This is a genomic window from Rhodococcus sp. NPDC019050, assembly GCF_055664235.1.
Genome location: NZ_JBVOON010000015.1, coordinates 13,751 through 36,667 on the forward strand (window position 1 = coordinate 13,751; position 22,917 = coordinate 36,667).

General features: G+C 65.8%; 21 protein-coding genes. 9 read left to right on the top strand and 12 right to left on the bottom strand.

All coding sequences use genetic code 11. From position 1 onward, the window contains the following. The first annotated feature begins 234 nt into the window (after positions 1-234). Positions 235-792 (top strand): PadR family transcriptional regulator, encoded by a 558-nt coding sequence (locus AC0B44_RS15805; protein WP_169620961.1) that lies wholly within the window; start codon positions 235-237, stop codon positions 790-792. Next, positions 785-1,885, top strand: coding sequence for an inositol-3-phosphate synthase (locus AC0B44_RS15810; protein WP_471903788.1), 1,101 nt, complete (start codon positions 785-787; stop codon positions 1,883-1,885). Before AC0B44_RS15805 ends, AC0B44_RS15810 begins: the two co-directional genes overlap by 8 nt. An 84-nt stretch (positions 1,886-1,969) precedes the next feature. Here AC0B44_RS15810 and AC0B44_RS15815 read toward each other — a convergent pair whose 3' ends face one another. From AC0B44_RS15815 to AC0B44_RS15825, 3 genes are read right to left on the bottom strand one after another with little or no spacing between them, the layout of a single operon-like run. Beyond that, complete coding sequence (locus AC0B44_RS15815) at positions 1,970-2,728, bottom strand: SDR family oxidoreductase (protein ID WP_471903789.1); 759 nt, start codon at positions 2,726-2,728, stop codon at positions 1,970-1,972. Beyond that, on the bottom strand, positions 2,728-3,798 hold the full coding sequence (locus tag AC0B44_RS15820; protein WP_471903790.1) for a phosphotransferase family protein: 1,071 nt from the start codon (positions 3,796-3,798) through the stop codon (positions 2,728-2,730). Before AC0B44_RS15820 ends, AC0B44_RS15815 begins: the two co-directional genes overlap by 1 nt. Further along, on the bottom strand, positions 3,795-5,048 hold the full coding sequence (locus AC0B44_RS15825; protein ID WP_471903791.1) for an acyl-CoA dehydrogenase family protein: 1,254 nt from the start codon (positions 5,046-5,048) through the stop codon (positions 3,795-3,797). The genes AC0B44_RS15820 and AC0B44_RS15825 overlap by 4 nt, the downstream gene beginning before the upstream one ends. Positions 5,049-5,099: 51 nt before the next feature. Between AC0B44_RS15825 and AC0B44_RS15830 the strand changes: the two genes are divergently transcribed. Then, positions 5,100-5,717, top strand: a complete 618-nt coding sequence (locus AC0B44_RS15830) for a TetR/AcrR family transcriptional regulator (RefSeq protein ID WP_471903792.1) — start codon at positions 5,100-5,102, stop codon at positions 5,715-5,717. Here the strand turns inward: AC0B44_RS15830 and AC0B44_RS15835 are convergent. From AC0B44_RS15835 to AC0B44_RS15865, 7 genes are all read right to left on the bottom strand, one after another. Then, positions 5,692-7,752, bottom strand: a complete 2,061-nt coding sequence (locus AC0B44_RS15835) for a transglycosylase domain-containing protein (RefSeq protein ID WP_471903793.1) — start codon at positions 7,750-7,752, stop codon at positions 5,692-5,694. The two genes, AC0B44_RS15830 and AC0B44_RS15835, sit on opposite strands and share 26 nt — an antisense overlap. Before the next feature lie 170 nt (positions 7,753-7,922). Beyond that, on the bottom strand, positions 7,923-8,117 hold the full coding sequence (locus AC0B44_RS15840; RefSeq protein WP_169620954.1) for a hypothetical protein: 195 nt from the start codon (positions 8,115-8,117) through the stop codon (positions 7,923-7,925). Then, positions 8,114-8,965: a carbohydrate ABC transporter permease gene (locus AC0B44_RS15845; RefSeq protein ID WP_471903794.1), complete on the bottom strand. Its 852-nt coding sequence runs from the start codon at positions 8,963-8,965 to the stop codon at positions 8,114-8,116. Before AC0B44_RS15845 ends, AC0B44_RS15840 begins: the two co-directional genes overlap by 4 nt. Next, the gene (locus AC0B44_RS15850; protein WP_471903795.1) at positions 8,962-10,035 is read right to left on the bottom strand and encodes a carbohydrate ABC transporter permease; all 1,074 of its coding nucleotides are present in this window, start codon (positions 10,033-10,035) and stop codon (positions 8,962-8,964) included. The genes AC0B44_RS15845 and AC0B44_RS15850 overlap by 4 nt, the downstream gene beginning before the upstream one ends. 19 nt (positions 10,036-10,054) lie before the next feature. Further along, positions 10,055-11,332: an ABC transporter substrate-binding protein gene (locus tag AC0B44_RS15855; RefSeq protein ID WP_471903796.1), complete on the bottom strand. Its 1,278-nt coding sequence runs from the start codon at positions 11,330-11,332 to the stop codon at positions 10,055-10,057. 149 nt (positions 11,333-11,481) lie between these two features. Next, the gene (locus AC0B44_RS15860) at positions 11,482-12,555 is read right to left on the bottom strand and encodes an ABC transporter ATP-binding protein (RefSeq protein WP_471903797.1); all 1,074 of its coding nucleotides are present in this window, start codon (positions 12,553-12,555) and stop codon (positions 11,482-11,484) included. Positions 12,556-12,602: 47 nt separating this feature from the next. Next, the gene (locus AC0B44_RS15865) at positions 12,603-14,057 is read right to left on the bottom strand and encodes an alanine/glycine:cation symporter family protein (RefSeq protein ID WP_471903798.1); all 1,455 of its coding nucleotides are present in this window, start codon (positions 14,055-14,057) and stop codon (positions 12,603-12,605) included. Between the two features lie 85 nt (positions 14,058-14,142). Here AC0B44_RS15865 and AC0B44_RS15870 point away from each other — a divergent pair, with 85 nt between their 5' ends. Together AC0B44_RS15870 and AC0B44_RS15875 are read left to right on the top strand one after the other, a co-directional pair. Next, complete coding sequence (locus tag AC0B44_RS15870; RefSeq protein ID WP_471903799.1) at positions 14,143-14,952, top strand: DUF2786 domain-containing protein; 810 nt, start codon at positions 14,143-14,145, stop codon at positions 14,950-14,952. Then, complete coding sequence (locus tag AC0B44_RS15875; RefSeq protein ID WP_471903800.1) at positions 14,949-15,473, top strand: TIGR04338 family metallohydrolase; 525 nt, start codon at positions 14,949-14,951, stop codon at positions 15,471-15,473. Before AC0B44_RS15870 ends, AC0B44_RS15875 begins: the two co-directional genes overlap by 4 nt. A gap of 41 nt (positions 15,474-15,514) precedes the next feature. On the opposite strand, the gene AC0B44_RS15880 is transcribed toward AC0B44_RS15875, so the two are convergent. Together AC0B44_RS15880 and AC0B44_RS15885 are read right to left on the bottom strand one after the other, a co-directional pair. Next, positions 15,515-16,651 carry an acyl-CoA dehydrogenase family protein gene (locus AC0B44_RS15880; RefSeq protein WP_471903801.1) on the bottom strand — a complete coding sequence of 379 codons (1,137 nt, stop codon included), beginning with the start codon at positions 16,649-16,651 and terminating at the stop codon, positions 15,515-15,517. Between the two features lie 10 nt (positions 16,652-16,661). Then, on the bottom strand, positions 16,662-17,831 hold the full coding sequence (locus tag AC0B44_RS15885) for an acyl-CoA dehydrogenase family protein (RefSeq protein ID WP_471903802.1): 1,170 nt from the start codon (positions 17,829-17,831) through the stop codon (positions 16,662-16,664). Between the two features lie 142 nt (positions 17,832-17,973). Here AC0B44_RS15885 and AC0B44_RS15890 point away from each other — a divergent pair, with 142 nt between their 5' ends. The 4 genes from AC0B44_RS15890 to AC0B44_RS15905 all read left to right on the top strand — a co-directional run bounded on the left by AC0B44_RS15890 (position 17,974) and on the right by AC0B44_RS15905 (position 22,913). Further along, on the top strand, positions 17,974-18,600 hold the full coding sequence (locus tag AC0B44_RS15890; RefSeq protein ID WP_471903803.1) for a TetR/AcrR family transcriptional regulator: 627 nt from the start codon (positions 17,974-17,976) through the stop codon (positions 18,598-18,600). An 81-nt stretch (positions 18,601-18,681) separates the two neighbouring features. Then, positions 18,682-19,461, top strand: coding sequence for an LLM class F420-dependent oxidoreductase (locus tag AC0B44_RS15895; protein ID WP_471903804.1), 780 nt, complete (start codon positions 18,682-18,684; stop codon positions 19,459-19,461). A gap of 77 nt (positions 19,462-19,538) precedes the next feature. Further along, complete coding sequence (locus tag AC0B44_RS15900) at positions 19,539-20,723, top strand: alpha/beta fold hydrolase (RefSeq protein ID WP_471903805.1); 1,185 nt, start codon at positions 19,539-19,541, stop codon at positions 20,721-20,723. 99 nt (positions 20,724-20,822) lie between these two features. Then, positions 20,823-22,913 (top strand): PhoX family protein, encoded by a 2,091-nt coding sequence (locus tag AC0B44_RS15905; RefSeq protein WP_471903806.1) that lies wholly within the window; start codon positions 20,823-20,825, stop codon positions 22,911-22,913. Positions 22,914-22,917: the final 4 nt, after the last annotated feature.

A 22,917-nucleotide genomic window follows, 5' to 3' on the forward strand; every position in this document is an offset into this window, starting at 1 on the left:
CCCAGAGTACGTGCGCCGGGCCGACAGGTGGGTGGGGAGTGGTAACAGCAACCTGTGACGCGCAGCAAACTCGACCCCGCCGGAGGGCTCGGCAACACCCCGAGCGTGCTCGGAGACGGTTTCCGGGCGTGCGGCCGGTCCCACCGATTTCACCAAGGCGTATCGTCGTTTATATCGGCGCGATATAGTTTTGTGTCGTATCAATCGGTTGGTTCGCTCGGAAGGGGGTGACTCGTGCTGGAACTGGCTATCCTCGGTCTCCTCCTCGAGTCGCCCATGCACGGGTACGAGTTGCGTAAGCGCCTGACCGGGCTCCTCGGGCCGTTCCGTGCCTTCTCCTACGGGTCGCTCTATCCGACCTTGCGGCGGATGCAGGCGGATGGGCTCATCGAAGAAGATTCGGGAGTACCCGGCACCGTCAAACGACGCGCCCGGCGCGTGTATCGGCTTACTCCGGCGGGGCGGGAACGCTTCACCGAACTGGTCGCCGACACGGGACCCCAGAACTACACCGATGACGGATTCGGCGTGCACCTCGCTTTCTTCAGCCGCACCCCCGCCGAGGCGCGGATGCGAATTCTCGAGGGCAGGCGCCGCCAGGTCGAGGAGCGCCGAGAAGCGCTCCGCGACGCGATCGGACGGGCCGGCGGCACCTTGGACCGCTACACCCGTCAACTCCATCAGCTCGGTCTCGAGTCGAGCGAACGCGAAGTGCGGTGGCTCAACGAACTGATCGCCGCCGAGCAGTCGACAGCAGCACGCAACAAAGAAGGAGAACCCGACCATGGGTGAGAACAGCACCTCGGTGCGCGTGGCCATTGTGGGCGTGGGGAACTGTGCCTCGTCCCTGGTCCAGGGCGTCGAGTACTACAAGGACGCGGACGCCACCGCTTCCGTCCCCGGCCTGATGCACGTGGAGTTCGGCTCGTACCACGTGCGCGACGTCCAGTTCGTTGCCGCATTCGATGTGGACGCCAAGAAGGTCGGCTTCGACCTGTCCGAGGCGATCCTCGCGAGCGAGAACAACACCATCAAGATCGCCGACGTACCGCCGACCGGCGTGACCGTGCAGCGCGGCCACACCCTCGACGGCATCGGCAAGTACTACTCCGAGACCATCGAGCTCTCCGAGGCCGAGCCCGTCGACGTCGTGAAGGTCCTCAAGGACGCCGAGGTCGACGTTCTCGTGTCGTACCTGCCGGTCGGCTCCGAGCAGGCCGACAAGTTCTACGCACAGTGCTGCATCGACGCCGGTGTGGCGTTCGTCAACGCACTGCCGGTCTTCATCGCCTCCGACCCCGTCTGGGCGAAGAAGTTCACCGACGCGGGTGTCCCCATCGTCGGCGACGACATCAAATCGCAGGTCGGTGCCACCATCACCCACCGCGTGATGGCGAAGCTGTTCGAGGATCGCGGTGTCGTGCTCGACCGCACGTACCAGCTCAACGTCGGCGGCAACATGGACTTCAAGAACATGCTCGAGCGTGAGCGTCTCGAGTCCAAGAAGGTCTCCAAGACCCAGGCCGTTACGTCGAACCTCACCGGCCCGCTGGCAGGCAAGGTTCACGACCGCGACGTGCACATCGGCCCGTCCGACTACGTGCAGTGGCTGGACGACCGCAAGTGGGCGTACGTGCGCCTCGAAGGCCGCGCCTTCGGTGACGCTCCGCTCAACCTCGAGTACAAGCTCGAGGTGTGGGACTCCCCGAACTCCGCCGGCATCATCATCGACGCCATCCGCGCGGCGAAGATCGCCAAGGACCGCGGCATAGGCGGACCGATCCTTCCGGCTTCCGCGTACCTGATGAAGTCCCCGCCGGTCCAGATGGCCGACGACAAGGCTCGTAACGAGCTCGAGGCCTTCATCATCGGCGCCGACGCCTGATTCGCACGCTCTACCGGATGTCACATTCGGGCAGTACGACAACTGCGCGAATGTGACATTCTGCTTTTCGGGAGCAGGCGAGCGTCACACCATCCGGCGCACCACCGACAGCGGCAGCACCTTCATCGCGAAGCCCAGCGGAACCCAGGGCCACGCGGGCACGTAGGCGCGCGCAGGCTCTCGCTCGATCGCCGCCGCCAGTGCGCGACATCCCGTTTCCGTGTCGACGATGAACGGCACATTCGCGACCTTCTCGTTGATCTCCGACCGGATGAAGCCGGGGTAGATCGTGCTCACACCGATTCCGGTGTCCGCCAGGTCTGCCCGCATTCCCTCGCCGAGCGACGCCACCGCAGCCTTCGAGGCGGCGTAGGTCGTCATGTTCCTCGGCATCCCGCGCAGCGCACTCATCGACGAGATGAGTGCGATGTGGCCCGCATTACGCGGCCTCATGAGTTCGAGCGCCGCCTCGCTCTGTGCCAGGGCACCGAGGAAGTTCGTGTTGGCCGTCTGCGCGTTGGCGCGGAAATAGCCTGTCCCCAGCGGTTGTCCCTTGCCGAGACCCGCGTTGACGATCACCCGGTCGATTCCCCCGAGTTCCTCGTCGAACTCACGGAAGACGGTGAAGACGTCCTCGTGCCGGTCGACGTCGAGGGCACGCAGCGTGACCGTGATGTTCGGGTGTTCGGTGAGCAACTCCGAACGCAACTCCTCGAGCCGCTCGACGCGACGTGCCGCCAACGCGAGATTGCGTCCCCGCGCGGCGAACTCGCGCGCCATCCCGGCGCCGAGACCGGAACTCGCGCCGGTGATGAGGATGTTGCGTCGTTCCGGACGAGCCATCACACTTCGCTTTCGATTCGGTCGATCAGCGCGTTGCAGCGCGTATCGAGATAGCCGACGATCACCCAGAAATCCTTGAACGCCGGGTTGGTGGTCTGGCCGTGGTGGTAGCGGAAATAGATCTGCTGCGCGATGACCGCGAGCCGGAACAAGCCGAAGACCTCGTAGAAACCCCAATTGTCGACCGGTAGACCGGTTTTCTCGGAGTAGTAGTCGACGATCTCCTGCCGCGTGAGCATTCCGGGAAGGTCGGAAGGCTGGCGCTTGGTCGCGAGCAGCAGCGGTTCGTCATCGGCTTGCACCCAATAGGCAAGCGACGAGCCGAGATCCATCAGGGGGTCGCCGACGGTGGCGAGTTCCCAGTCGAGGACTGCCAGTGGCGTACCCAGGTCGTTCTCGTCGAGTACGACGTTGTCGAGACGGAAGTCGCCGTGGATGACGGTCTGCGCCACGTCGGCGGGTTGTGCCTGTGCGAGCCACGTCCGCACGCGAGCGAAGTCCGGCACGTTGTCGGTGCGCGCCTTCTCGTACCGGGACGACCATCCCGCGACCTGACGGGCGACATAGCCGGTGCCGCGGCTGAATTCGTCCAGTCCCGTTGCGGCCGGATCGACGCTGTGCAACTCGACGAGCAGGTCGACGATCCGCAGGCAGAGCTTGCGAGTCTCCTCGGGTGTGAGTGCGAGGTCCGCCGGCGGATTCGTGCGCAGAATCGTTCCGCGTACCCGTTCCATCACGTAGAAGTCGCTGCCGATCACACTGTGGTCGGTGCACAGGCCGATCATCGTCGGCACGTACGGGTAGACCGGTGCCAGCAACGACTGGATGCGGTACTCGCGCACCATGTCGTGGCCCGAGGACGGTTTCGCGCCCACCGGCGGTCGCCGCAGGACGAGATCACGGTCCGGATACCTCAGCAGATACGTGAGATTGGATGCGCCACCCGCGAACTGGTGGACCTCCGGAACGCCGTCGACGCCCGCATGTTCGGAGAGCCACGATGCCACCGCGGCAACGTCGAACGCGTCCTCGTCGCGGACATCGCGCGCGTTGTCGGGAAGAGCCGTCACTTCTGCCGCACCCCGTCCTGCTTGTACTTGCCGAGTTCGCCGCGCGCGATCAGTCCCTGATGGACCTCGTCGGGTCCGTCGGCGAGACGCAACGCCCGCGCCGCCGTCCAGGCGCCTGCGAGGGGGAAATCGTCGGACAGCCCTGCGCCGCCGTGGATCTGGATCGCGAAATCGACGATCTGCTGCGTCACACGAGGTGCCACGACCTTGATCTCCGATACCGCCGACCGGGCACCCGCGAGACCTTGCGTATCGAGGAGCCACGCCGCGTGGAGAACCAGCAGTCGCAACTGGTTGATCGCGATGCGGGCGTCGGCGACGCGCTCACGGTTGCCACCGAGGTCGATGATGGGCTTGCCGAAGGCCGTCCGCTCGAGTCCCCGACGACACGCGAGTTCGAGGGTGTGCTCGGCGAGGCCGACGAGTCGCATGCAGTGGTGGATGCGCCCCGGACCGAGCCTGCCCTGGGCGATCTCGAAGCCGCGGCCCGGCCCGGCGATGATCGCGTCGAGGGGCAGTCGCACGTCGGTGAACGACACTTCGCCGTGGCCTGCGGGTTCGTCGTAGAACCCCATGGTCGGCAACATGCGTTCGATCGTGACGCCGGGGGTGTCGATCGGCACCAGAACCATCGAATGTCGTTGGTATTTGTGCGCTTCGGGATCGGTGAGACCCATGAAGATCAGCACTTTGCAGTCCGGGTGCCCGATGCCGGTGCTCCACCACTTGCGTCCGTTGAGCACCACCTGGTCACCGTCCACGACGGCGGTCGCGGCCATGTTCGTGGCGTCGGACGAGGCGACTCCCGGTTCGGTCATGCAGAACGCGGACCGGATCTCACCGTCGAGCAGAGGGCGGAGCCACTGGTCCTTCTGGGCTGTGCTGCCGTAGTGGTAGAGCACCTCCATGTTGCCGGTGTCGGGCGCGGCGCAGTTGAAGACCGCGGAGTAGAACGGCGAGCGTCCCATTTCTTCTGCGAGGGAGGCATATTCGACGTTCGACAGGCCGGCTCCGAGTTCCGGGTCGGGCAGGAAGAGATTCCACAGCCCCTGGGCGCGTGCGGCGCGCTGGAGTTCGCGGAACTCGTCGGTCACGGCCCAGGTGTCTGCACCCGAGGTGTCCTGACGCTGTGCCTGCGCGACGCCGCGTGCGGCATGGAGGCGGGCCTCCACAGGAGCGACCTCGTCGGCGATGAAAGTGCGGAGCCGCTCGAGATAGTCACGGCTGCGGTCGGACTGTCCGAAATCCATGTGCGCCTTCCGTAGGGCGGTAAATGAGCAATGCTCAGTTAGGCTAACCGGATGAGCACCCCGCGACAAGAGGTCGGCAGACGCCGTCGCCTGCCACCCGAAGAACGACGACGGCAACTCGTCGCGATCGGTCTGCAGGAACTTGCCGCGCGTCCCATCCACGCGCTCTCCGTCGACCGCGTCGCCGAGATCGCAGGGATCTCCCGCAGCCTGCTGTTCCGCTACTTCCCGACCAAGCAGGACTACTACGTCGCGGTCGTCGGGTCCGCAGCCCGCCGCCTGTTACGCGCGGCGGTTCCCGCACCCGGCGACCCCGACCCGCTTCGCGCGGTCCTGCACGCCTTCGTCTCGTTCATCGACCGCCACGGCGACAACTATCAGGCTTGCTTCCACGGCGGCTACGGCTCCGACCCGCAGATCCGCGAGATCCACGAGTCGATGAAGAACACGCTGGTCGACCGCGTGATCGCGGCGCTCGGCTGTCCGGACACCCCGCTCACCCGGATGCGGTTGCGCGGATGGTGGTCGCTGACCGAGTCGCTCGCGATCGACCGGTTGAGCGAACCGGGGTTCTCCGTCGACGACGTCGTCGACTACGCGAGCAGGCTTTTGCCGGCCGTCCTCACCACCCCGGCCGACCGGTTCACAGACCCGGAATCTGAATCGTGACGCCGGGGAAGACCTCGATCTGCGGCGGCACCGGCACCGGCAACTGAACCGGCGGTGCCGGGATCGTGATCGGCGGAAGGTTCGAGAAGTCCGGAAGCCGGAGTCCCGGCGGGAGTGTTTCCTTTTCCTTCGGCTCCTCGATACCCGGGTCGGGCACCCCGGCTTGACCACCGATCGGGGCCGGCCACGGGAAGCTCTCGACCTCGGTGCCCGCGAGCGCGCGGTCCATCGTGCCCTTCCAGATGTCCGCCGGCAGGCTCGATCCGTAGATCGACCCGCCCCAGCTGTTCGTGATGGGACCGGCGTCGGGAGTTCCGATCCACACGGCGGTCGACAGGGACGGCGTGTAGCCGACCATCCATGCGTCCTTGTTGAGACCGGTCTCGCCGAGCTGGGTCGTGCCGGTCTTCGCCGCAGCCGGGCGGCCGCCGGCGAGACCGTGCCCGCGCGAATGCGCCGGGATGGGCAGCATCGCCTGCGTGGCGTTGTCGGCGACAGCAGGGTCGATGCGCTGTTCGGCGGGCGACTCCGGCCGGTCCAGAAGCACCACACCGTCTCCCGTGACGACCTTCTGTACGAAGTACGGCGCACGGTAGGTCCCCGACGCCGCGAGCGTCGCGTACGCCGACGCCATGTCGATGACCCGCGACTCGTACTGGCCGAGCACGATGCCGCCCTCCGGCGATCCGTCGGTGGTTCCCAGCGTCCTACCTTCCACTCCCGGAATGGTTTCCGGAATACCCGCCCGGTGTGCGATGTCGGCGATCTTCTGGGGACCGTTGTCCATCGACATCATGAGCCGGTAGAAGCTCGTGTTGAGCGAGCGTTTGAGTGCTTCCGCGATGGTGCAGCGTCCGCACGACTCGCCCTCGACGTTGCCGATCTCGAGATTGCCGATCTTCAGCGGAGAACTGTCGTACTTCGCGTTCAGCCCGATTCCCTCGTCGAGAGCGGCGAGCAACCCGAACACCTTGAACGACGATCCGGTCTGCAGGGGCGCCTGCGCGTAGTCGAAGCCCGCGCCGTCCTCGCCGCCGTAGTAGGCCCGCACGGCACCGGAGCGCGGATCGATCGAGACCACCGCCGTGCGGAGGTCGGGGTTCTCGCCTTCGAGCGTGCCGCGCGCGGAGTCGACGGCGGCCTGCTGGGCGACCGGATCGATGGTCGTGGTGATGCGCAGGCCCTCGGTGTTGAGCACCTGCTCGCTGATGCCGGCCTGCGACAGTTCACGGAGCACCTGAGACCGGATCAGTCCTTCCGGTCCCGTTGCCTGGCTGGCGAGGGCGAGCGAGTTCGACGGCACGGTGTCCGGGAAAACCTGTGTCGCCCGCTCGGTTTCGTCGAGCACTCCCATCCCGACCATGCCGTCGAGCACGTAGTTCCAGCGCTCTTCGACCGCGAGGCGGTTGTACTCCGGATCGAGCCTCGACGGCGTCTGGATCACACCGGCGAGCACGGCACCTTCGGCCACCGACAGCTCACCGACGGTCTTCCCGAAGTACGCCTGCGACGCCGCTGCGATTCCGTACGCGCCGCGCCCGAAGTAGATCGTGTTGAGGTAGGCCTCGAGAATCTCGTCCTTCGACCATTCGCGCGCCATCTTGGTGGAGATGACGAGTTCGCGCATCTTGCGGTCGAGGGTGCGGTCGGCGCCGACGAGAACGTTCTTCACGTACTGCTGCGTGATGGTGGAACCACCACCCGCGCTTTCCTTACCCATGACGTTGTCGCGGGCCGCGCGGGCGAAGCCTGTGATCGAGAAACCCGGGTTCGTGTAGAAGTTGCGGTCTTCGGCCGACAACACCGCGTTGCGGACGTGCACGGGCACGTCGTCGATGGTGATCTCGACGCGGTTCCCTTCGGGCGGCACGACCCGCGTGATCTCGGTCGTGTCGTCGGCGGCATAGATCCGTGCGATCTGGTTCGTCTTCAGGTCGGCCGGACGCGGAACCTCCGTCGCGGTATACGACGACATGAAGAACCCCGCGGGCACGATCACCAGAAGCGCGACGACGGCGAGCACTACCCACCGCACGATCCGCCACCGACCTGCGCGCGCGGACTTTGTAGAACCGTTCCTGCCGGTTGTGTGCCTGTTCGAGGAAGTCACTCGTATCACTTTCTCCGGAATCGGGGCGGGCAGGGCAATTCGCACCCGACTAGGAATGGTACGGAAGTGTCCGGCACAGATGATCTACGAGCAGATCAGGAGCCGGTGCGCCGCCACGCCCGGAACGCGAACCACCACGCCACCGCGAAGCCGAGGAGCACCAGCGACGGCACGATCCCCGGCGCCGAAGTACGCATCTCGGCCACCGCGCCGACCACCGCCAGCACGGTGAAGACGGTGAGAAAGCCCAGGAGCATCTCGAGTCGCTGCCGTTTCGGAAGACGTTTCACGACTTGACGCCACCTGCGGTCAGACCCGAGATGATCCGGCGCTGGAACAGCAGAACCATGATCACGAGCGGCACCATCACGAGTGTGCCGCCGGCCATGATCGACGCGTACGGGGTGACGTACGGGTCGGTTCCGGTGAAGCGGGCCATCGCGACCGTCACCGGTGCGGTGCGTTCGCTCGAGAGCTGCGACATCAGCAGGTACTCGTTGACGGTCGCGATGAACGCGAGGATCGCGGTGGTGAACAGCGCGGGAGCCGCCAGCGGGAGCATCACCAGGCGGAAGGCCTGCCCGCGGGTGGCACCGTCCATGCGGGCGGCCTCTTCGAGTTCCCAGGGAAGGTCGGAGAAGAACGACGTGAGCGTGTACACCGTCAGTGGCAGCACGAAGGAGATGTTCGGGATGATCAGGGCCTGGTAGCTGCCGATCCAGCCGATGTCGGTGAACAACTGGAACAGCGGCGTGACGAGCGCGACGACCGGGAACATCGACGCGCCCAGGATGATGCCGGTGACGAAGTATTTGCCGCGGAACTCGAACCGTGAGAGCGCGTATGCCGTGAACACGCCGATGAGCAGTGCCACCGCAGTGGTCGCGCCCGCGATGATCACGCTGTTGAGCAGCGCCCGCGAGAAGTTGACCTTGGCTGCGGGGTCGAGGGCATCCGCGAAATTCTGCAGCGTCGGATTCGACGGGAAGAGCGAGGTGCTGAAGGTGTCCTTCGGGTCCCGCAGGGCCGTGACGATCATCCAGTAGCACGGCGCAAGGCCCCACACGACGATGATCGCGACGCCGAGGTAGGTGCCCATCGAGCGCCACCTCGGTTTGGACGTGCGCGGGGCGGTCATGCCACCTCTCCCTTCCGCTGCTTCTCCTGGGTACTCACCGCGTTGGCGCCCAGGAACCGGACGAGGACGAATGCGCACGCGAAGATGATGAGGAACGTGATCGTCGACAGCGCGGAGGCCGAGTTGGCGCCCTGCCTCATCTGGTCGACCACGAGCACGGAGATCGTGGACGTCGCCGGGTTGGAGCCCATCATGATCGCGGGCAGGTCGTACATACGCAGCGCATCCATCGTGCGGAACAGGATTGCGACCATCAGTGCGGGCTTGACCAGCGGCAACGTGATCTGCGTGAAGCGTTGCCACGCATTGGCTCCGTCGACCTTCGCGGCCTCGTAGACGTCGGACGGGATCATCTGCAGGCCGGCGAGAATGAGCAACGCCATGAACGGCGCGGTCTTCCAGACGTCGGCGACGATGATGGCGAACCGGGCGGGCCACGGATCGGCCGTCCACATGATGTCGGTGCCGAGCAGTTTGTTGGCGATTCCGTCGTTGGCGAAGATGAAGAACCACAACTTGGCCGTGACGGCCGTGGGAATCGCCCACGGCACCAGGACCGAAGCGCGCAACAGACCCCGGCCGCGGAACGACTTGGCCATCACCAGTGCCATCGCGAATCCGACGACGGTTTCGAGCGACACGGTCACGACCGTGAAGAAGAACGTATTGAAGATCGACTGCCAGAACTGGGAGCCGAGTGTCCCCGGGGGGCACGGGATCGTGCCGGTGGCCGTCCCGCAGGTCTGGGTGATCCAGCGCGTGTAGTTCTCGATCCCGACGAAGCCACCGGTGACGAATCGTCCGGTCTCGGGGTCGAGCGTCTTCGCGTCGCCGTGCACCGACATCCACACCGCTCGGCCGAGCGGATACAGGATGATGACGGCCAGGACGATCATCGACGGAGCGATGAACATCCATATCGGGATCGTGCGTCGCTTCTTCACCACCGGTACGGGGGCGTTGGGCACACGATGCCGTCCACCGACACGCCCGCGGTCGGGACCTGACGTGGTCCCGACCGCGGCGTCGTGTGGCGGATCCGCGGGAATACCGACCTGCGGTTCTGCCATGTGAACTGCTCCTAGAGCATCAGTTGCCGGCGGTTGCGATGCCGGCCGAGGTGTCGTCCAGCGCCTGCTGAACGGTCTTCTCACCGCGGATCGCGGCGTAGGAGTTGTCGGAGATCGCCTTGGACACGGCCGAGTAGTACGGCGACGCCGGACGCGGCTTGGCAGCCTCGAGAACTTCCTTCAGCGTGGTGAAGTACGGGTACTGCTCGATGATCGCGGCATCGTCGTAGACCTCGGCGAGGACGGGAGCCCCACCGGCTTCGGCGTAGTACAGCTGCGACTGGCGCGTCTGCATGAACTCAAGGAAGTCACGCGCGGTCTCCGGGGCATCGCTGAATGCGCTGATGCCGACGTTGTAACCACCGAGCGTGGACGCGCCCGGTCCGTCGACACCCGGGAGGACGGCGATGCCGTACTTGCCGGCGATCGAGGAGCTCTCACCGTCGGTGTAGAAGCCGGGCCAGGTGCGCAGGAACATCGCCTCGCCGTTGCCGAACGCGGTCTGCGACTCGCCCTCGGTGTAGGTCTGTGCCGCAGCCGGGATGATGTTGTCCTCGAACGCGTCGACGATGAACTGCAGGCCTTCCGCGGTCTGCTCGTCGATTGCCGGTGCGAGACCGTCTTCTCCGACGAAGGAGCCACCGAAGCCGTTGACGATCTCGGTGACGTTGACCGTCAGGCCCTCGTAGTTCTTGAACTGGCCGATGTAGCACGCGATGCCGGCTTCTTCGGCCTTCGGGCACTCGGCCTTGAGGTCGTCCCACGTGGCGGGCGCCTGGTCGACGAGGTCGGTGCGGTAGTAGAGGAACGCACCGTTCGTGTTCTTGGGAGCCGCGTACAGCGTGCCGTTGTAGGTGCCGGACTCGACGGTCGCGGGCAGCAGGCCCTCGGTGTCGATCGCGTAGTCGCCCTCGAGGGGACGCAGCCATCCGTTCGCGGCGAACTCGGCGGTGTTGGTCACGTCGACGGCGATGAGGTCGTACTCGTCGCTGCGCGCCTGCATCCGCTGCGCGATGTCGTCGTACTGGTCGTTGGCTTCCGTCGCGAGCGGCTTGAACGTCACCTGCTCGTCCGGATGTTCGGCGTTCCAGTCGGCGATGATGCTCTCGAGCGCCGTGTTCAGGGGGTCCTGCCCCTCGACGATCGTGATCGGCCCGCGGCCACCGGCCGCTGCGGCACTCGTGTCGCCGTCGTCGCTACCGGCGCTGTCGTCGGATGAACACCCTGCGAGGACGAGCGCTGTCGCCGCCGTCGCAGCGATGGCAGCTCTGCGCATCGCCTTCGTGTTGAGAATCATCAACAATCTCCCCATTCGAGGTCGGAAAAAACGCGCCGGTAACACGAAGGTCACCGACATAGGGCACTACTGTGGCACGCGCCACCGCAAAAAGTCGGCATTCCGCCCATCCCGGACCGGTCGGTGTCGGGGTTCATCTCCCCGGAAACTCAGCCGATCCGTGTTCCGTCCGAGGCCTTGAACACGTGGACCTGCTCGGGATCGAAGCGAAGGTGCACGCGCTCGCCCTTCTGCGGCGGGCTCCGCCAGTCGCTGCGCGCGACGATCTGATGGTCGCGGCCACCGACGACCGTGCGGCCGTAGACGTACGCCTCGGACCCGAGTTCCTCGACGACGTCGACATCCATCGGCAGGCCCTCGCTCGAGATCTCGAGGTGCTCGGGACGGATGCCGAGCGTGACCTCCGACTCGGTGACCTGACCGACCACGTCGCGGGGGACGGGCACAGTGAATTCGCCGACCATCACGCCGCGATCCCGCACCGGAAGCCGGAACAGGTTCATCGCGGGGGACCCCATGAATCCGGCGACGAAGACGTTGGCGGGCTTGTTGTAGAGCACCCGCGGCGACGCGCACTGCTGCAGCACGCCTTTGTCGAGCACCGCGACGCGGTCACCCATCGTCATCGCCTCCACCTGGTCGTGGGTGACGTAGACGGTGGTGGTGTTGAGCCGGCGCTGCAACTGCGCGATCTGCGTGCGGGTCTGCACGCGAAGTTTGGCGTCGAGATTGGAGAGCGGTTCGTCCATCAGGAACACCTGCGGTTGCCGGACGATGGCGCGGCCCATCGCGACGCGCTGCCGCTGACCACCGGAGAGCGCCTTGGGCTTGCGATCGAGGAACGGCTCGAGGTCGAGCATCTTGGCGACCTCGACCACGCGCTCCCGGATGTCGCTCTTGGGTTGCTTCGCGAGTTTGAGCGCGAACCCCATGTTCTCGGCGACGGACATGTGGGGATACAGCGCGTAGTTCTGGAAGACCATCGCGATGTCGCGTTCCTTCGGATCCTGCGCGGTCACGTCGCGGTCGCCGATGAGGATGCGTCCGCTGTGCACCTCCTCGAGACCCGCGAGCAGGCGCAGGGAAGTGGACTTGCCACACCCCGAGGGCCCGACCAGGACGAGGAATTCCCCGTCCTCGATCTCGAGATCCAGCGAATCGACCGCGGGTGTACTCGAGCCCGGGAACAGGCAGACCGCCTTGTCGAAGGTCACCGAGGCCATCGCAGATCCTTTCCGAAGCGGAACACAGTCACGTGCGGTACGGAAATCTACCGTGTTTGTCGCGTATTTCCGGTACGCGGCGCGAAGTCGTCGTCGTCGCCCCAGACCTGGATTCCGCGGAGGCCGGGAACGTCCCCGCGGTGGAACACCGGATCGCGTCCCTGCTTCCGCTGGGCGGTGTAGTTGTGGAACAGCGCGTAGGCGATGCCCGAGAGCGGGATCAGCGCTATCAGGTTGACGATCGCCATCACGCCCATCGACAGGTCGGCGAGCGCCCACACGAGGGGTACCGATCCGATCGCCCCGAGAAACACGCAGAGCACCACTGCGCTGCGCAGGTACGGCAGCGCCCTGCGCGTCCCGGTGAGAAATTCGATGTTCGATTCGCTGTAGTAGTAGTTGCCGATGACGGAGGTGAACGCGAGAAAGAAGATCATGACGGTGAGGAAATGCACCGTCCAGTCGCCCAGTTGCAGCGACAGCGCGTTCTGGGTCATCGCGGCACCCTCGAGACCGCCGCCGAACTCGGGCTCGGACAGCAGGATGATGAACGCGGTGATCGAGCAGACGAGCCATGTGTCGAAGTACACGCCCAGGCTCTGTACGAGGCCTTGCTTCACAGGGTGTGAGACGGACGCGGTGGCGCCGGCGTTGGGTGCCGACCCCATACCGGCTTCGTTCGAGAACAGGCCTCGCCGGATGCCGTTCATGAATGCGGCACCGAATCCGCCGCCGACGATCTCGCGGATCCCGAACGCGTTCTCGAAGATCAACCGGAACATCCCGGGCACCTCGCCGACGTTGAGGATCACGACCACGACGCCGATCACCAGATACGCGGCCGCCATGACCGGCACCACGACCTGCGACACCGACGAGATCCGCCGGACGCCACCGAAGATCACGGCGGCCACGCACACCGCGACCCCCACCCCCACGGCGACCTGCAGACCGAAGGTCTTCTCACCGACCGATCCGGCGACCGCATCGACGATCGAGTTGGTCTGCACCGCGTTGAACACGAAGCCGTAGGTGATCGTGATGATCACTGCGAAGATCATTCCCATCCAGCGCTTACCGAGCCCGTACTGCATGTAGTACGCGGGTCCGCCGCGGTATGCGCCTTTGTCACGCACTTTGTACAACTGCGCGAGCGTGGATTCCAGGAACGCCGTCGACGCTCCGATGAGCGCCATGGCCCACATCCAGAACACCGCACCCGGGCCGCCGAGGCTGATCGCGATGGCGACCCCGGCGACGTTGCCGGTACCGACGCGGGACGCCGCCGAGATCGAAAAGGCCCGGAATGCGGAGATGCCCTCTTCCCCGTCGGGGAGTCGCTCGGGCTTCTCCACGATCGAGCGCAGCATGTCCGGAATCAGCCTGATCTGGATGAACCGGGACCGGATCGTGTAGTACAGACCGGATCCGATGAGCAAGGCGATCACGGCATACCAGAACCGGTCGTTGACCGCGGTGACAGAATCGACTGCGACGTCCATCCTGCCGATCTTGGGCTGTTCGCGGATATCCCGCAGCGCTTTGAGGTCAGCACACCGCGTCGGTGCGACGGCCTACCCTTCTCTGGTGAGCTCGGACAAGATGTTGACCCGGATAGGTGGCCTGCTGAGACAGGCGGAGTCCACGGACAATGCCCATGAAGCCGACGCATTCATGGCTGCTGCCCAGCGCCTTGCAACCGCTGCGTCCGTCGACCTCGCGATGGCGCGTGCCCACACCGGCGCACGGGAACGCCGGGCCGGGCCCGTGCAGCGACTGGTCACCATCGGAGAGGTCGGCAAGAAAGGACTGCGCACGTACGCGCAACTCTTCCTCGCCATCGCTGCTGCCAACGACGTGCAGTGCGACATCACGGCCACGTCGACCGTCATCTTCGCGTACGGCTTCGCCGAGGACATCGACGTGTGCGAGGCGCTGTACTCGTCGCTGCTCGTCCAGATGGTCCGCGCGTCCGACGCGTATCTGCGGTCCGGCACCTACCGCAGCGAATCGACGGTCCGCACCGTCGTCGAGCGACGCGGTGGGCGCGAGGTCAGGACACGGGTGCGCAAACCGATCGCTCCCGTCACCGCGAGGCTCAACTTCCAGTCGGCCTTCGCGGCCCGTATCGGGGAGCGACTGGCCGAAACCAAGCAGGAGACCGAGAAGGAAGCCGTGTCGGCGTCGCCGGGAACCGACCTCGTCCTCCGCGGGAAAACCCTGGAGTTGCGCGACTTCTACCGCAGCACGTCGCAGGCGCGGGGGAGTTGGCGAGGGAATCGTGCCCCGTCGGCACGCTCGACCGATGCGCAGCGCGCCGGCGACCGGGCCGGGCGTGCGGCCCGCCTCGGTACGGCACCCGAACTTCCGTCGTCGCCGAGGGGGCTGGAGGAATGACCCGGGTGCGCGACGTCCACAAGTCGGCAGTGTACGAGTCGGAATCGTTGGTGCGCCGCATGTTCGATCTCGCCGATGAACGCGGCCTGCGCACCGTCGACGTGGCCGGGTCGAGCGTGACGCTGCCCGTCGAGCGCCGGTTCGCGTCTCTCGACTCCGTGCAGCGGTACGTCGATGCGGTTCTGGCACTGGACTGGGTGCGTGCTCGCTGGCCGCGTGCCGCGGTACCCGTCCACATCCGGGCCCGCTCCGGAAACACCGCGGCTCATTACGAAAACGATTGCGCCACAATTGCGTTGCCCGAGCACAACGCCAACCACGCGTGGGCGTTCCGGGAACTCGTGGTCTTGCACGAACTCGCGCACCATCTCAATCCCCAGGATCCGGACGACCCGACCGAAGCCGCACACGGTGCCGGGTTCGTCGATCGGTTCCTCACGCTGGTCGGGGAAATCGTGGGCCCGGAAGCAGCTTTCGTTCTCCGCGCGACCGGGATCACCGGAAACGAACAGCGCGCCTGACGAACAGATCGTCAGGCGCGCCGTCGATGCATTTCCGTGCTTCACACCCCGGCGATCTCCACCCGGTCGTAGGACGTCAGGCCACCGGAGAGCACCCGCAGGTGGTCGTCCATCGTGCCGAACGTGTGCTCGATCGCGGTGAGACGGCTCAGGTAGTGACCGATGGAATGCTCGGCGGTGACCCCGATACCGCCGTGCATCTGCACCGACTCCTGCCCGACCTTGCGGGCGGACCGTCCCACCTGCAGTTTCGCCCGCGAGGCGATCACGGGGTCGACGATGCCGTCGGCCAATGCCATCGTCGCGTACAGGCTCATGCTGGCCGCCAACTCGTACAGCACGTACATGTCGGCGGCGCGGTGTGTCAACGCCTGGAACATCGACAGCGGCACTCCGAACTGCTTGCGCTGCTTGAGGTAACTCGTCGTCAGCTGCACCGAGGCGTCGATCGCCCCGACCGCCTCGGCACACAGCGCGGCCTGTGCCCGGATCACCGCCGCGCCGACCGCTTCGGAGGCATCGGTGGGCTCGCCGAGCGGCTGTGCCGCCACGTTTTCGAGTACCACCTGTGCGCCGCGTCGTTCGTCGTTGGTGCGGTAGACGGTGCGCGTGACACCCTCTGCTCCGGCATCGACCAGGAACAAGCCGACACCACCGTCGGGAAGCTTCGCGGACACGACGAAGATGTCGGCGCAATCTCCGTGCAGCACAGGGTTCTTGCGGCCGGACAGCAGCCACCGGTCGCCGTCGCGGGTGGCCGTGGTGGCGACGTCGATCGTGGGCCAGCGGCTACCGGGCTCGTCGTGGGCGAAGGCCAGACGCAGCTCCCCTTCGGACAACCGGGTCAGGAGATCGGTTCGCTGTGCCTCGGTACCGACCTCGGCCACGAGACCACCCGGCAGGTAGACGGCAGCGAGCACCGGTTCGGGTGCGAGCGTGCGGCCGAGCTCGGTCATGACGGCCATGACCTCCACCGGTCCGGCGCCCATGCCGCCGTACTCCTCGGCGAACGGCAGCCCGAGCACGCCCAGCTCTGCCAGCTGCTTCCACACCTCGGGGCTCCACCCCAGGTCGGTGTCGGAGACCCGGTTGCGGGCTTCGACGTCGTACGCGGACGTGAGCATGTCGCGGACGGTCTTGCGGAGCAGATCCTGCTCGGTGTCGAGTTCGAAATTCATGTCCTGGGCCTCACAGTCCGAGAATCGAAGAAGCGATGATCGAACGCTGTACCTCGCTCGAACCGCCGTAGATGGTCACCTTGCGGGTGTTCAGGTAGGCGGGCGTGGTCAGCTGAGCCCATCCCGGCGAATCGATGTCCGTGGCACCGGTAGGCAGGGAGTCCGGTCCCGCGACATCGACGAGAAGCTCGGACGCCGCCTGCTGCAACTCGGAGCCCCGCATCTTCAGCAGCGACGACGCAGGATTGGGCTTGCCGTCGGCAGACCCCGCAACCACCCGCAGCTGCGTCAGTTCGAGTGCGAGGAGTTCGTTCTCGAGTTCCGCCAGACGCGCGGCGAAGAGCGGATCGGACAGCAGCGTGCCGTCACCGAGCGTGGTCTCGGCCGCGAGACTCTTCGCGCGAGCAAGCTTGACCTTCGTGGCACCGACGCGCGCGATACCGGTGCGTTCGTTGCCGAGCAGGAACTTGGCCTGGGTCCAGCCCGTGTTCTCTTCACCCACAAGGTTTTCGGCGGGAACGCGAACGTCCTCGAAAAACATCTCGTTGACCTCGTAGCCACCGTCGATCAGTTTGATCGGGCGACGGGTGACGCCGGGTGTGTTCATGTCGATGAGCAGCATCGAGATACCGGCCTGCTTCTTCACGTCCGGATTGGTGCGGACGAGGCAGAAGATCCAGTCGGCGTGCTGGGCGAGCGTAGTCCAGGTCTTCTGTCCGTTGACGATGTAATCGTCCCCGTCGCGCACCGCGCGGGTCTTGAGCGACGCGAGATCCGATCCGGCTTCGGGCTCGGAGAACCCCTGGCACCACCAGATGTCGAGATTGGCCGTGGGGGGAAGGAAACGCTCTTTCATTTCCTGCGAACCGAATTGGGCGATGACCGGACCGATCATCGAGGCGTTGAACGGCAGCGGATCGGGCACCGACGCCAACTGCAACTCGCTGAGCCAGATGTTGCGCTGCATGGGTGTCCAGTCCTGGCCACCCCACTCGACGGGCCAGTTCGGAACGGCGAGGCCCCGATCGTGCAGGATGCGCTGAGTGGCGACGTAGTCGTCCTTCCCCAGCGGCTGGCCGGCAGCGACCTTTGCGCGCACGTCGGCCGGGATCTCGGTGGTGAAGAAGGTGCGCAGTTCGTCACGGAAAGCGCGCTCCTCCTCGGTGAGCTTCAGGTTCATGGGGGCCTTCCGTCACGTGTGGTGGCAATGGATCATGAGCGCCCGGCAACTCCGCACCCTTCGCGGAACTGTGGCGCCCAACACAATGCAAAACTAACCTTACATCGTTAGTTCGTCCAGATCGGCGCGGAAAAGGACCCTCATGGCACGACCCCGCACGCCCCTGCTCAGCCGGTCGCTCATCCGCGAGACCACGCTGTCACTCGTGGACGAGCACGGCCTCGACGCAGTTTCCATGCGCAGGATCGCAGCGGAACTCGGCGTGCGCGCACCGTCGCTGTACAGCCACTACGCCAACAAGGACGAGTTGTTCGACGACATCGCCGACGGCATCGCCGAAACCGTGGACGTGAGCGGCTTCGAGGACGGCGACTGGCGCCACGGCCTGCGCATCTGGGCGCGCTCGTACCGGGCGGCGCTCGCCGCCCATCCCAATCTCGTCCCGTTTCTCGCATCGAGTCCACGACAGCGTCCCGTCGCCCTCCACCACGCAGATTCCGTCCACGGAGGCCTGACCCGGGCAGGCTGGCCCCCGCGACTGGCGACCCTCATCGGAGCGTCGATCAAGTACATCGTCATCGGGTCGGCGATCACGTCGTTCGCGGGCAGTTTCGACGACCACATCGAGACCTACAACGCCCGCTATCCGCACCTCTCGCAGGCGCATCGTCTGCACGAATACGCGGCGGAGATCGATGTGGACAGTTTCGAACTCCTGCTGGAGTCGTTCCTCCGCGGACTCGAAGACAAATATCCCGGCATCCCGTAGACGTCGGCACCCATGTGGGGCCTGGGCAGCGCGAAGTCTGCAAGCGGTGCGGAGTGAGCGTCGGCGTCCTACGGTGGAACGATGACGCGCACCATACGCATCGGACTTCAACTTCAGCCGCAGCAACAGCCCGACTACAAGGTCATCCGCGACACGGTGCTCCGTGCCGAGGACGCCGGCGTGGACATCGTCTTCAACTGGGATCACTTCTTCCCGCTCTACGGCGATCCCGACGGCGCTCACTTCGAATGCTGGACGATGCTCGGCGCCTGGGCCGAGCAGACCGAACGCGTCGAGATCGGCGCACTGGTCACCGGGGGCGGTTACCGCAACCCCGATCTGCTCGCCGACATGGCGCGCACGGTCGACCACATCAGCGGCGGCCGCCTCATCCTCGGTATCGGATCCGGCTGGTTCGAGAAGGACTACGACGAGTACGGCTACGACTTCGGCACGAAGGGTTCCCGCCTGGACCTGCTCGCCGAATACCTTCCCCGCATCACCTCACGCTTCGAAAAACTGAACCCGCCGCCGACGCGGCACATCCCGATTCTCATCGGCGGTGGCGGACCGAAGAAGACCCTTCCGATGGTCGCGAAGTACGCCGACATCTGGCACAGCTTCGGCGAGTTCGACACGCACGTCGAGAAGTCGGAAATTCTGGCACAGCGTTGCGCCGATGTGGGTCGTAACCCCGACGACATCGAACGATCGACGGACTGGCCCGGCGTCGACAAGGCCGCGCTCTACGTCGAACAGGGCATCACCCAGTTCACCGTCGGCATCGGCGGCCCCGACTACGACCTCGCACCCCTGGTCGAGGCGATCGCCTGGCGGGACGCGAGCGCCGGTCTCGCCTGAAAACCCACGTCCCGAAAAACCCACGGGTAGGTGCTGTTACGTGGCGCACACGTGTCGGCACCTACCATGGGAAGTGCATGCCGCATCTACCGAATCTTCCACCGTGTACCTCCGACGACTGGGACGACGACCGCCGGCGACAACGGCTGCGTGCCACCCGGCTCGGCCACAGCGGGACCCGCTTCGGACGCGCGCGCGTAGCGCTCGCCCGGCTCGTATATGTGCTCGTACCACTGATCGTCCTGACCACCCTGTATTGGTCGTGGGACGTCGCACCCGTCCGTGAACAACTCGCGCTGACCCAACCCCAGGTCCACCAGGTCTACGACGCGGCGGACCGAGAGGATCTCGACACCGCCGTGGTCGATCTGGTGGGCCTGGGCAACCTCGATGCGACGCCCACCGCCGAGGCGTTGCCGGCGTTGAGCGAAATCGGTCAGGTGTGGTCGGTCCAATACGACAACAGCGGTCTGGACACCGCCGTCGTCAGCGACCTGATCCTCGAGCGTGCGGGTTGGTCGGGTGTGGAGAACATCGTCCTCGTCGGGCACAGCATGGGCGGCATCATCGCGCTGGAAGTCGCGCAGCACCTGTACGAGGAAACCCCGCTCGAGGTGACCGGCGTGATCCTGGATTGCACCCCGGTGGACCTCCACGCGGTGCGGGCCGAAAGCCGCAATGCGGGCGAAGACCTGCTCCGCTGGATCGGCTGGCTTCCCGGCGCACGCGAAAGCCGGCTCATGCGGATGACGGTCGAGATCGCCGCGCGGCAAGATCGTTTCGTCGTGCCGTCCGACCGCTGGTACCGGCGGATCGACACCACCGAACTGAGGAACGTGGTCGACGAAGTGCTGCGCGACAAGATCTTGTCGGACGACACCGCGAGCAACGGCCTGATCGAGTCACAGTTCCGCGCGATCGTCGCGTCGGGCGCCACCGACAATCTGCGCGCGCTCGCCGACCCCCGCGACGACAAGGTCCGGCCCGCCGTCGTCTTCCTGCGGCCCCGGCTCCCGCAGGACGATCCTGTCGTGGACGTCGACTACACCCAGCGCATTCTCGTCGACCAGGTCGGCGGCCCCGACGGAACGCTGCTCGTCTCGAAGCTCGGCCACGTCGGGCACGCGAATCCGATCCAGGCGCCCGCGGCGTACAACGAGGCGATCACCCGCCGGATACTCCCGTTCCTGGACTCGCGACCGGGTGCGAGCGCGGCGGACGGAGACGCGTCGACCGGTACGGTCACGCCCGACGGATCTTGATGGCGCCCAACGCTCATCACACGTTCATCTTCTCGTTCCCTCCCGATCGCGTACGACTCCTACGGTGCTCGGAGCCCCCCGAACCGAGGAGATATGCCCGTGGCCCGCACGCACCTGCCCCTGTTCCCGACGCACGACGGCAGTTCGTCCCGCGCGAACATCACCTGCCTGTACAAATGCGGCGACGCATGCTCGCAGAACGTGCCGAACACCTCCGGCGGTACCTATTTCGGTGATGTCGTGCGGACCGCGCTCTCACGCCGCGGGGTGCTGCGCGGCGGCGCGATGGCCGTGCTCGCAGTGGGTGCGGGAGGTGTACTCGCCGGTTGTGCGGACGACTCCGCGGCCGCGAGCAGCGGTGGAGAACTTGCCACCGGCACCGGCGCGGTGGATCTCGGACCCGCAGCCACCGGAACGGATTTCGCCGCGGTCGCCCCCAACACCGACGACGCCGTGACGGTACCGGCCGGGTACGAATCGGCCGTGGTCATCCGCTGGGGCGATGCCGTCCTGCCCGACGCTCCCACGTTCGACATCGACCGCCAGACGGCGGTGGCTCAGGAGAAGCAGTTCGGGTTCAACAACGACTTCGCCGGGCTTCTCCCGGTGGACGGTGTACCGAATACCTACCTGCTCGTCGTCAACCACGAGTACACCACCGAACCGTTCATGTTCGCGGGTTACGATGCGGAGAATCCCACCGAGGAACAGGTGCGGATCGGCTGGGCCAACCACGGTCTGTCCGTTGTCCAGGTCCAGGGTGAGCCCGGAACCGGGCGTCTGACACCGACATTCGGACCGTACAACCGGCGTATCACCGGAACCACCGAATTCGTCCTCACCGGACCTGCCGCCGGGAGCGAGTTGCTGAAAACCACGGCGGACCCGACAGGGACGCGTGTCGCGGGCACCCTCAACAACTGTGCGGGCGGCCTGACTCCCTGGGGCACAGTGTTGTCCGGTGAAGAGAACTTCAACCAGTACTTCGCGAACGCAGAGCGCATCACCGACCCTGTCGCCGCCGAACGACTGGCCCGGTACGGACTGGAAGGCGGCGAGACCGAACGGAAGTGGGAACGCTTCGACAAGAGGTTCGACATCGCCTCCGAACCCCACGAGGTGAACAGATTCGGATGGATCGTCGAGATCGACCCGTGGGATCCGCAGTCCGTCCCGGTCAAGCACACCGCGCTCGGACGCTTCAAGCACGAAGCGGCCACCGTGTACGTCACCGGCGACGGCACAGTGGTGGCCTACAGCGGCGACGACGAGCGTTTCGACTACATGTACAAATTCGTCTCGTCGCGGAAGATGCAACCCGGAGGTTCCCGGACCGCGGTGCGGCACAACATGACTCTGCTCGATGCCGGGACTTTGTACGTCGCCGAACTCAGCGGCGATCATCCGGACGCGATCGACGGTTCGGGTACACCCCCGGAGGGAGGCCGATTTGCCGGCACGGGCCGGTGGATCCCCTTGCTGCGCACCGAAGAAGACGGTCGTGGGGTCTCACTCGTGGACGGCATGAGCGCAGAGGAAGTCGCCGTCTTCACCCGGCTCGCAGGAGACAAGGTCGGCGCGACCGAGATGGATCGGCCCGAGGACTTCGAGCCTAACCCGGTGACCGGCAAGGTGTACGTCGCGCTGACCAACAACACCAAGCGCGGCACCGACGGTGCCGCCCCCGCCGACGAAGCGAACCCGCGCGTCAACAACAAGAACGGCCAGGTTCTCGAGATCGACGACGACCACGCGGGCACGTCGTTCACATGGAATCTCCTGCTCGTGTGCGGCGACCCGAACGAGGCGGACACCTATTTCGGCGGATTCGACCCGGCGCAGGTCAGTCCGATCTCGTGCCCCGACAATCTTGCTTTCGATCCCCACGGCAACCTGTGGATCTCCACCGACGGTAACGCTCTCGGTTCCAACGACGGCCTGTTCGCCGTCGTGCTCGACGGGCCGCGCCGCGGTGAGACGAAACAATTCCTCACCGTGCCGATCGGTGCCGAGACATGCGGTCCGATCGTGGACGCGGACCGCGTGGTCGTGTGTGTGCAGCATCCGGGGGAGACCGACGAGGCATCGTGGGACAGTCCCGCGTCGCACTGGCCCGACGGTGGCAACACCGCGCCACGTCCGGCGGTCGTCGCAGCATGGAAGTCGGACGGGCGACGCATCGGCACCTGATCGA

Bases quoted from the DNA above. Each gene is read 5' to 3' on its own strand.
- AC0B44_RS15810 (WP_471903788.1), top strand. From the start codon at position 785: ATGGGTGAGAACAGCACCTCGGTGCGCGTGGCCATTGTGGGCGTGGGG.
- AC0B44_RS15815 (WP_471903789.1), bottom strand. From the start codon at position 2,728: ATGGCTCGTCCGGAACGACGCAACATCCTCATCACCGGCGCGAGTTCC.
- AC0B44_RS15825 (WP_471903791.1), bottom strand. From the start codon at position 5,048: ATGGATTTCGGACAGTCCGACCGCAGCCGTGACTATCTCGAGCGGCTC.
- AC0B44_RS15830 (WP_471903792.1), top strand. From the start codon at position 5,100: ATGAGCACCCCGCGACAAGAGGTCGGCAGACGCCGTCGCCTGCCACCC.
- AC0B44_RS15845 (WP_471903794.1), bottom strand. From the start codon at position 8,965: ATGACCGCCCCGCGCACGTCCAAACCGAGGTGGCGCTCGATGGGCACC.
- AC0B44_RS15850 (WP_471903795.1), bottom strand. From the start codon at position 10,035: ATGGCAGAACCGCAGGTCGGTATTCCCGCGGATCCGCCACACGACGCC.
- AC0B44_RS15855 (WP_471903796.1), bottom strand. From the start codon at position 11,332: ATGATTCTCAACACGAAGGCGATGCGCAGAGCTGCCATCGCTGCGACG.
- AC0B44_RS15860 (WP_471903797.1), bottom strand. From the start codon at position 12,555: ATGGCCTCGGTGACCTTCGACAAGGCGGTCTGCCTGTTCCCGGGCTCG.
- AC0B44_RS15865 (WP_471903798.1), bottom strand. From the start codon at position 14,057: ATGGACGTCGCAGTCGATTCTGTCACCGCGGTCAACGACCGGTTCTGG.
- AC0B44_RS15875 (WP_471903800.1), top strand. From the start codon at position 14,949: ATGACCCGGGTGCGCGACGTCCACAAGTCGGCAGTGTACGAGTCGGAA.
- AC0B44_RS15880 (WP_471903801.1), bottom strand. From the start codon at position 16,651: ATGAATTTCGAACTCGACACCGAGCAGGATCTGCTCCGCAAGACCGTC.
- AC0B44_RS15885 (WP_471903802.1), bottom strand. From the start codon at position 17,831: ATGAACCTGAAGCTCACCGAGGAGGAGCGCGCTTTCCGTGACGAACTG.
- AC0B44_RS15890 (WP_471903803.1), top strand. From the start codon at position 17,974: ATGGCACGACCCCGCACGCCCCTGCTCAGCCGGTCGCTCATCCGCGAG.
- AC0B44_RS15895 (WP_471903804.1), top strand. From the start codon at position 18,682: ATGACGCGCACCATACGCATCGGACTTCAACTTCAGCCGCAGCAACAG.
- AC0B44_RS15900 (WP_471903805.1), top strand. From the start codon at position 19,539: ATGCCGCATCTACCGAATCTTCCACCGTGTACCTCCGACGACTGGGAC.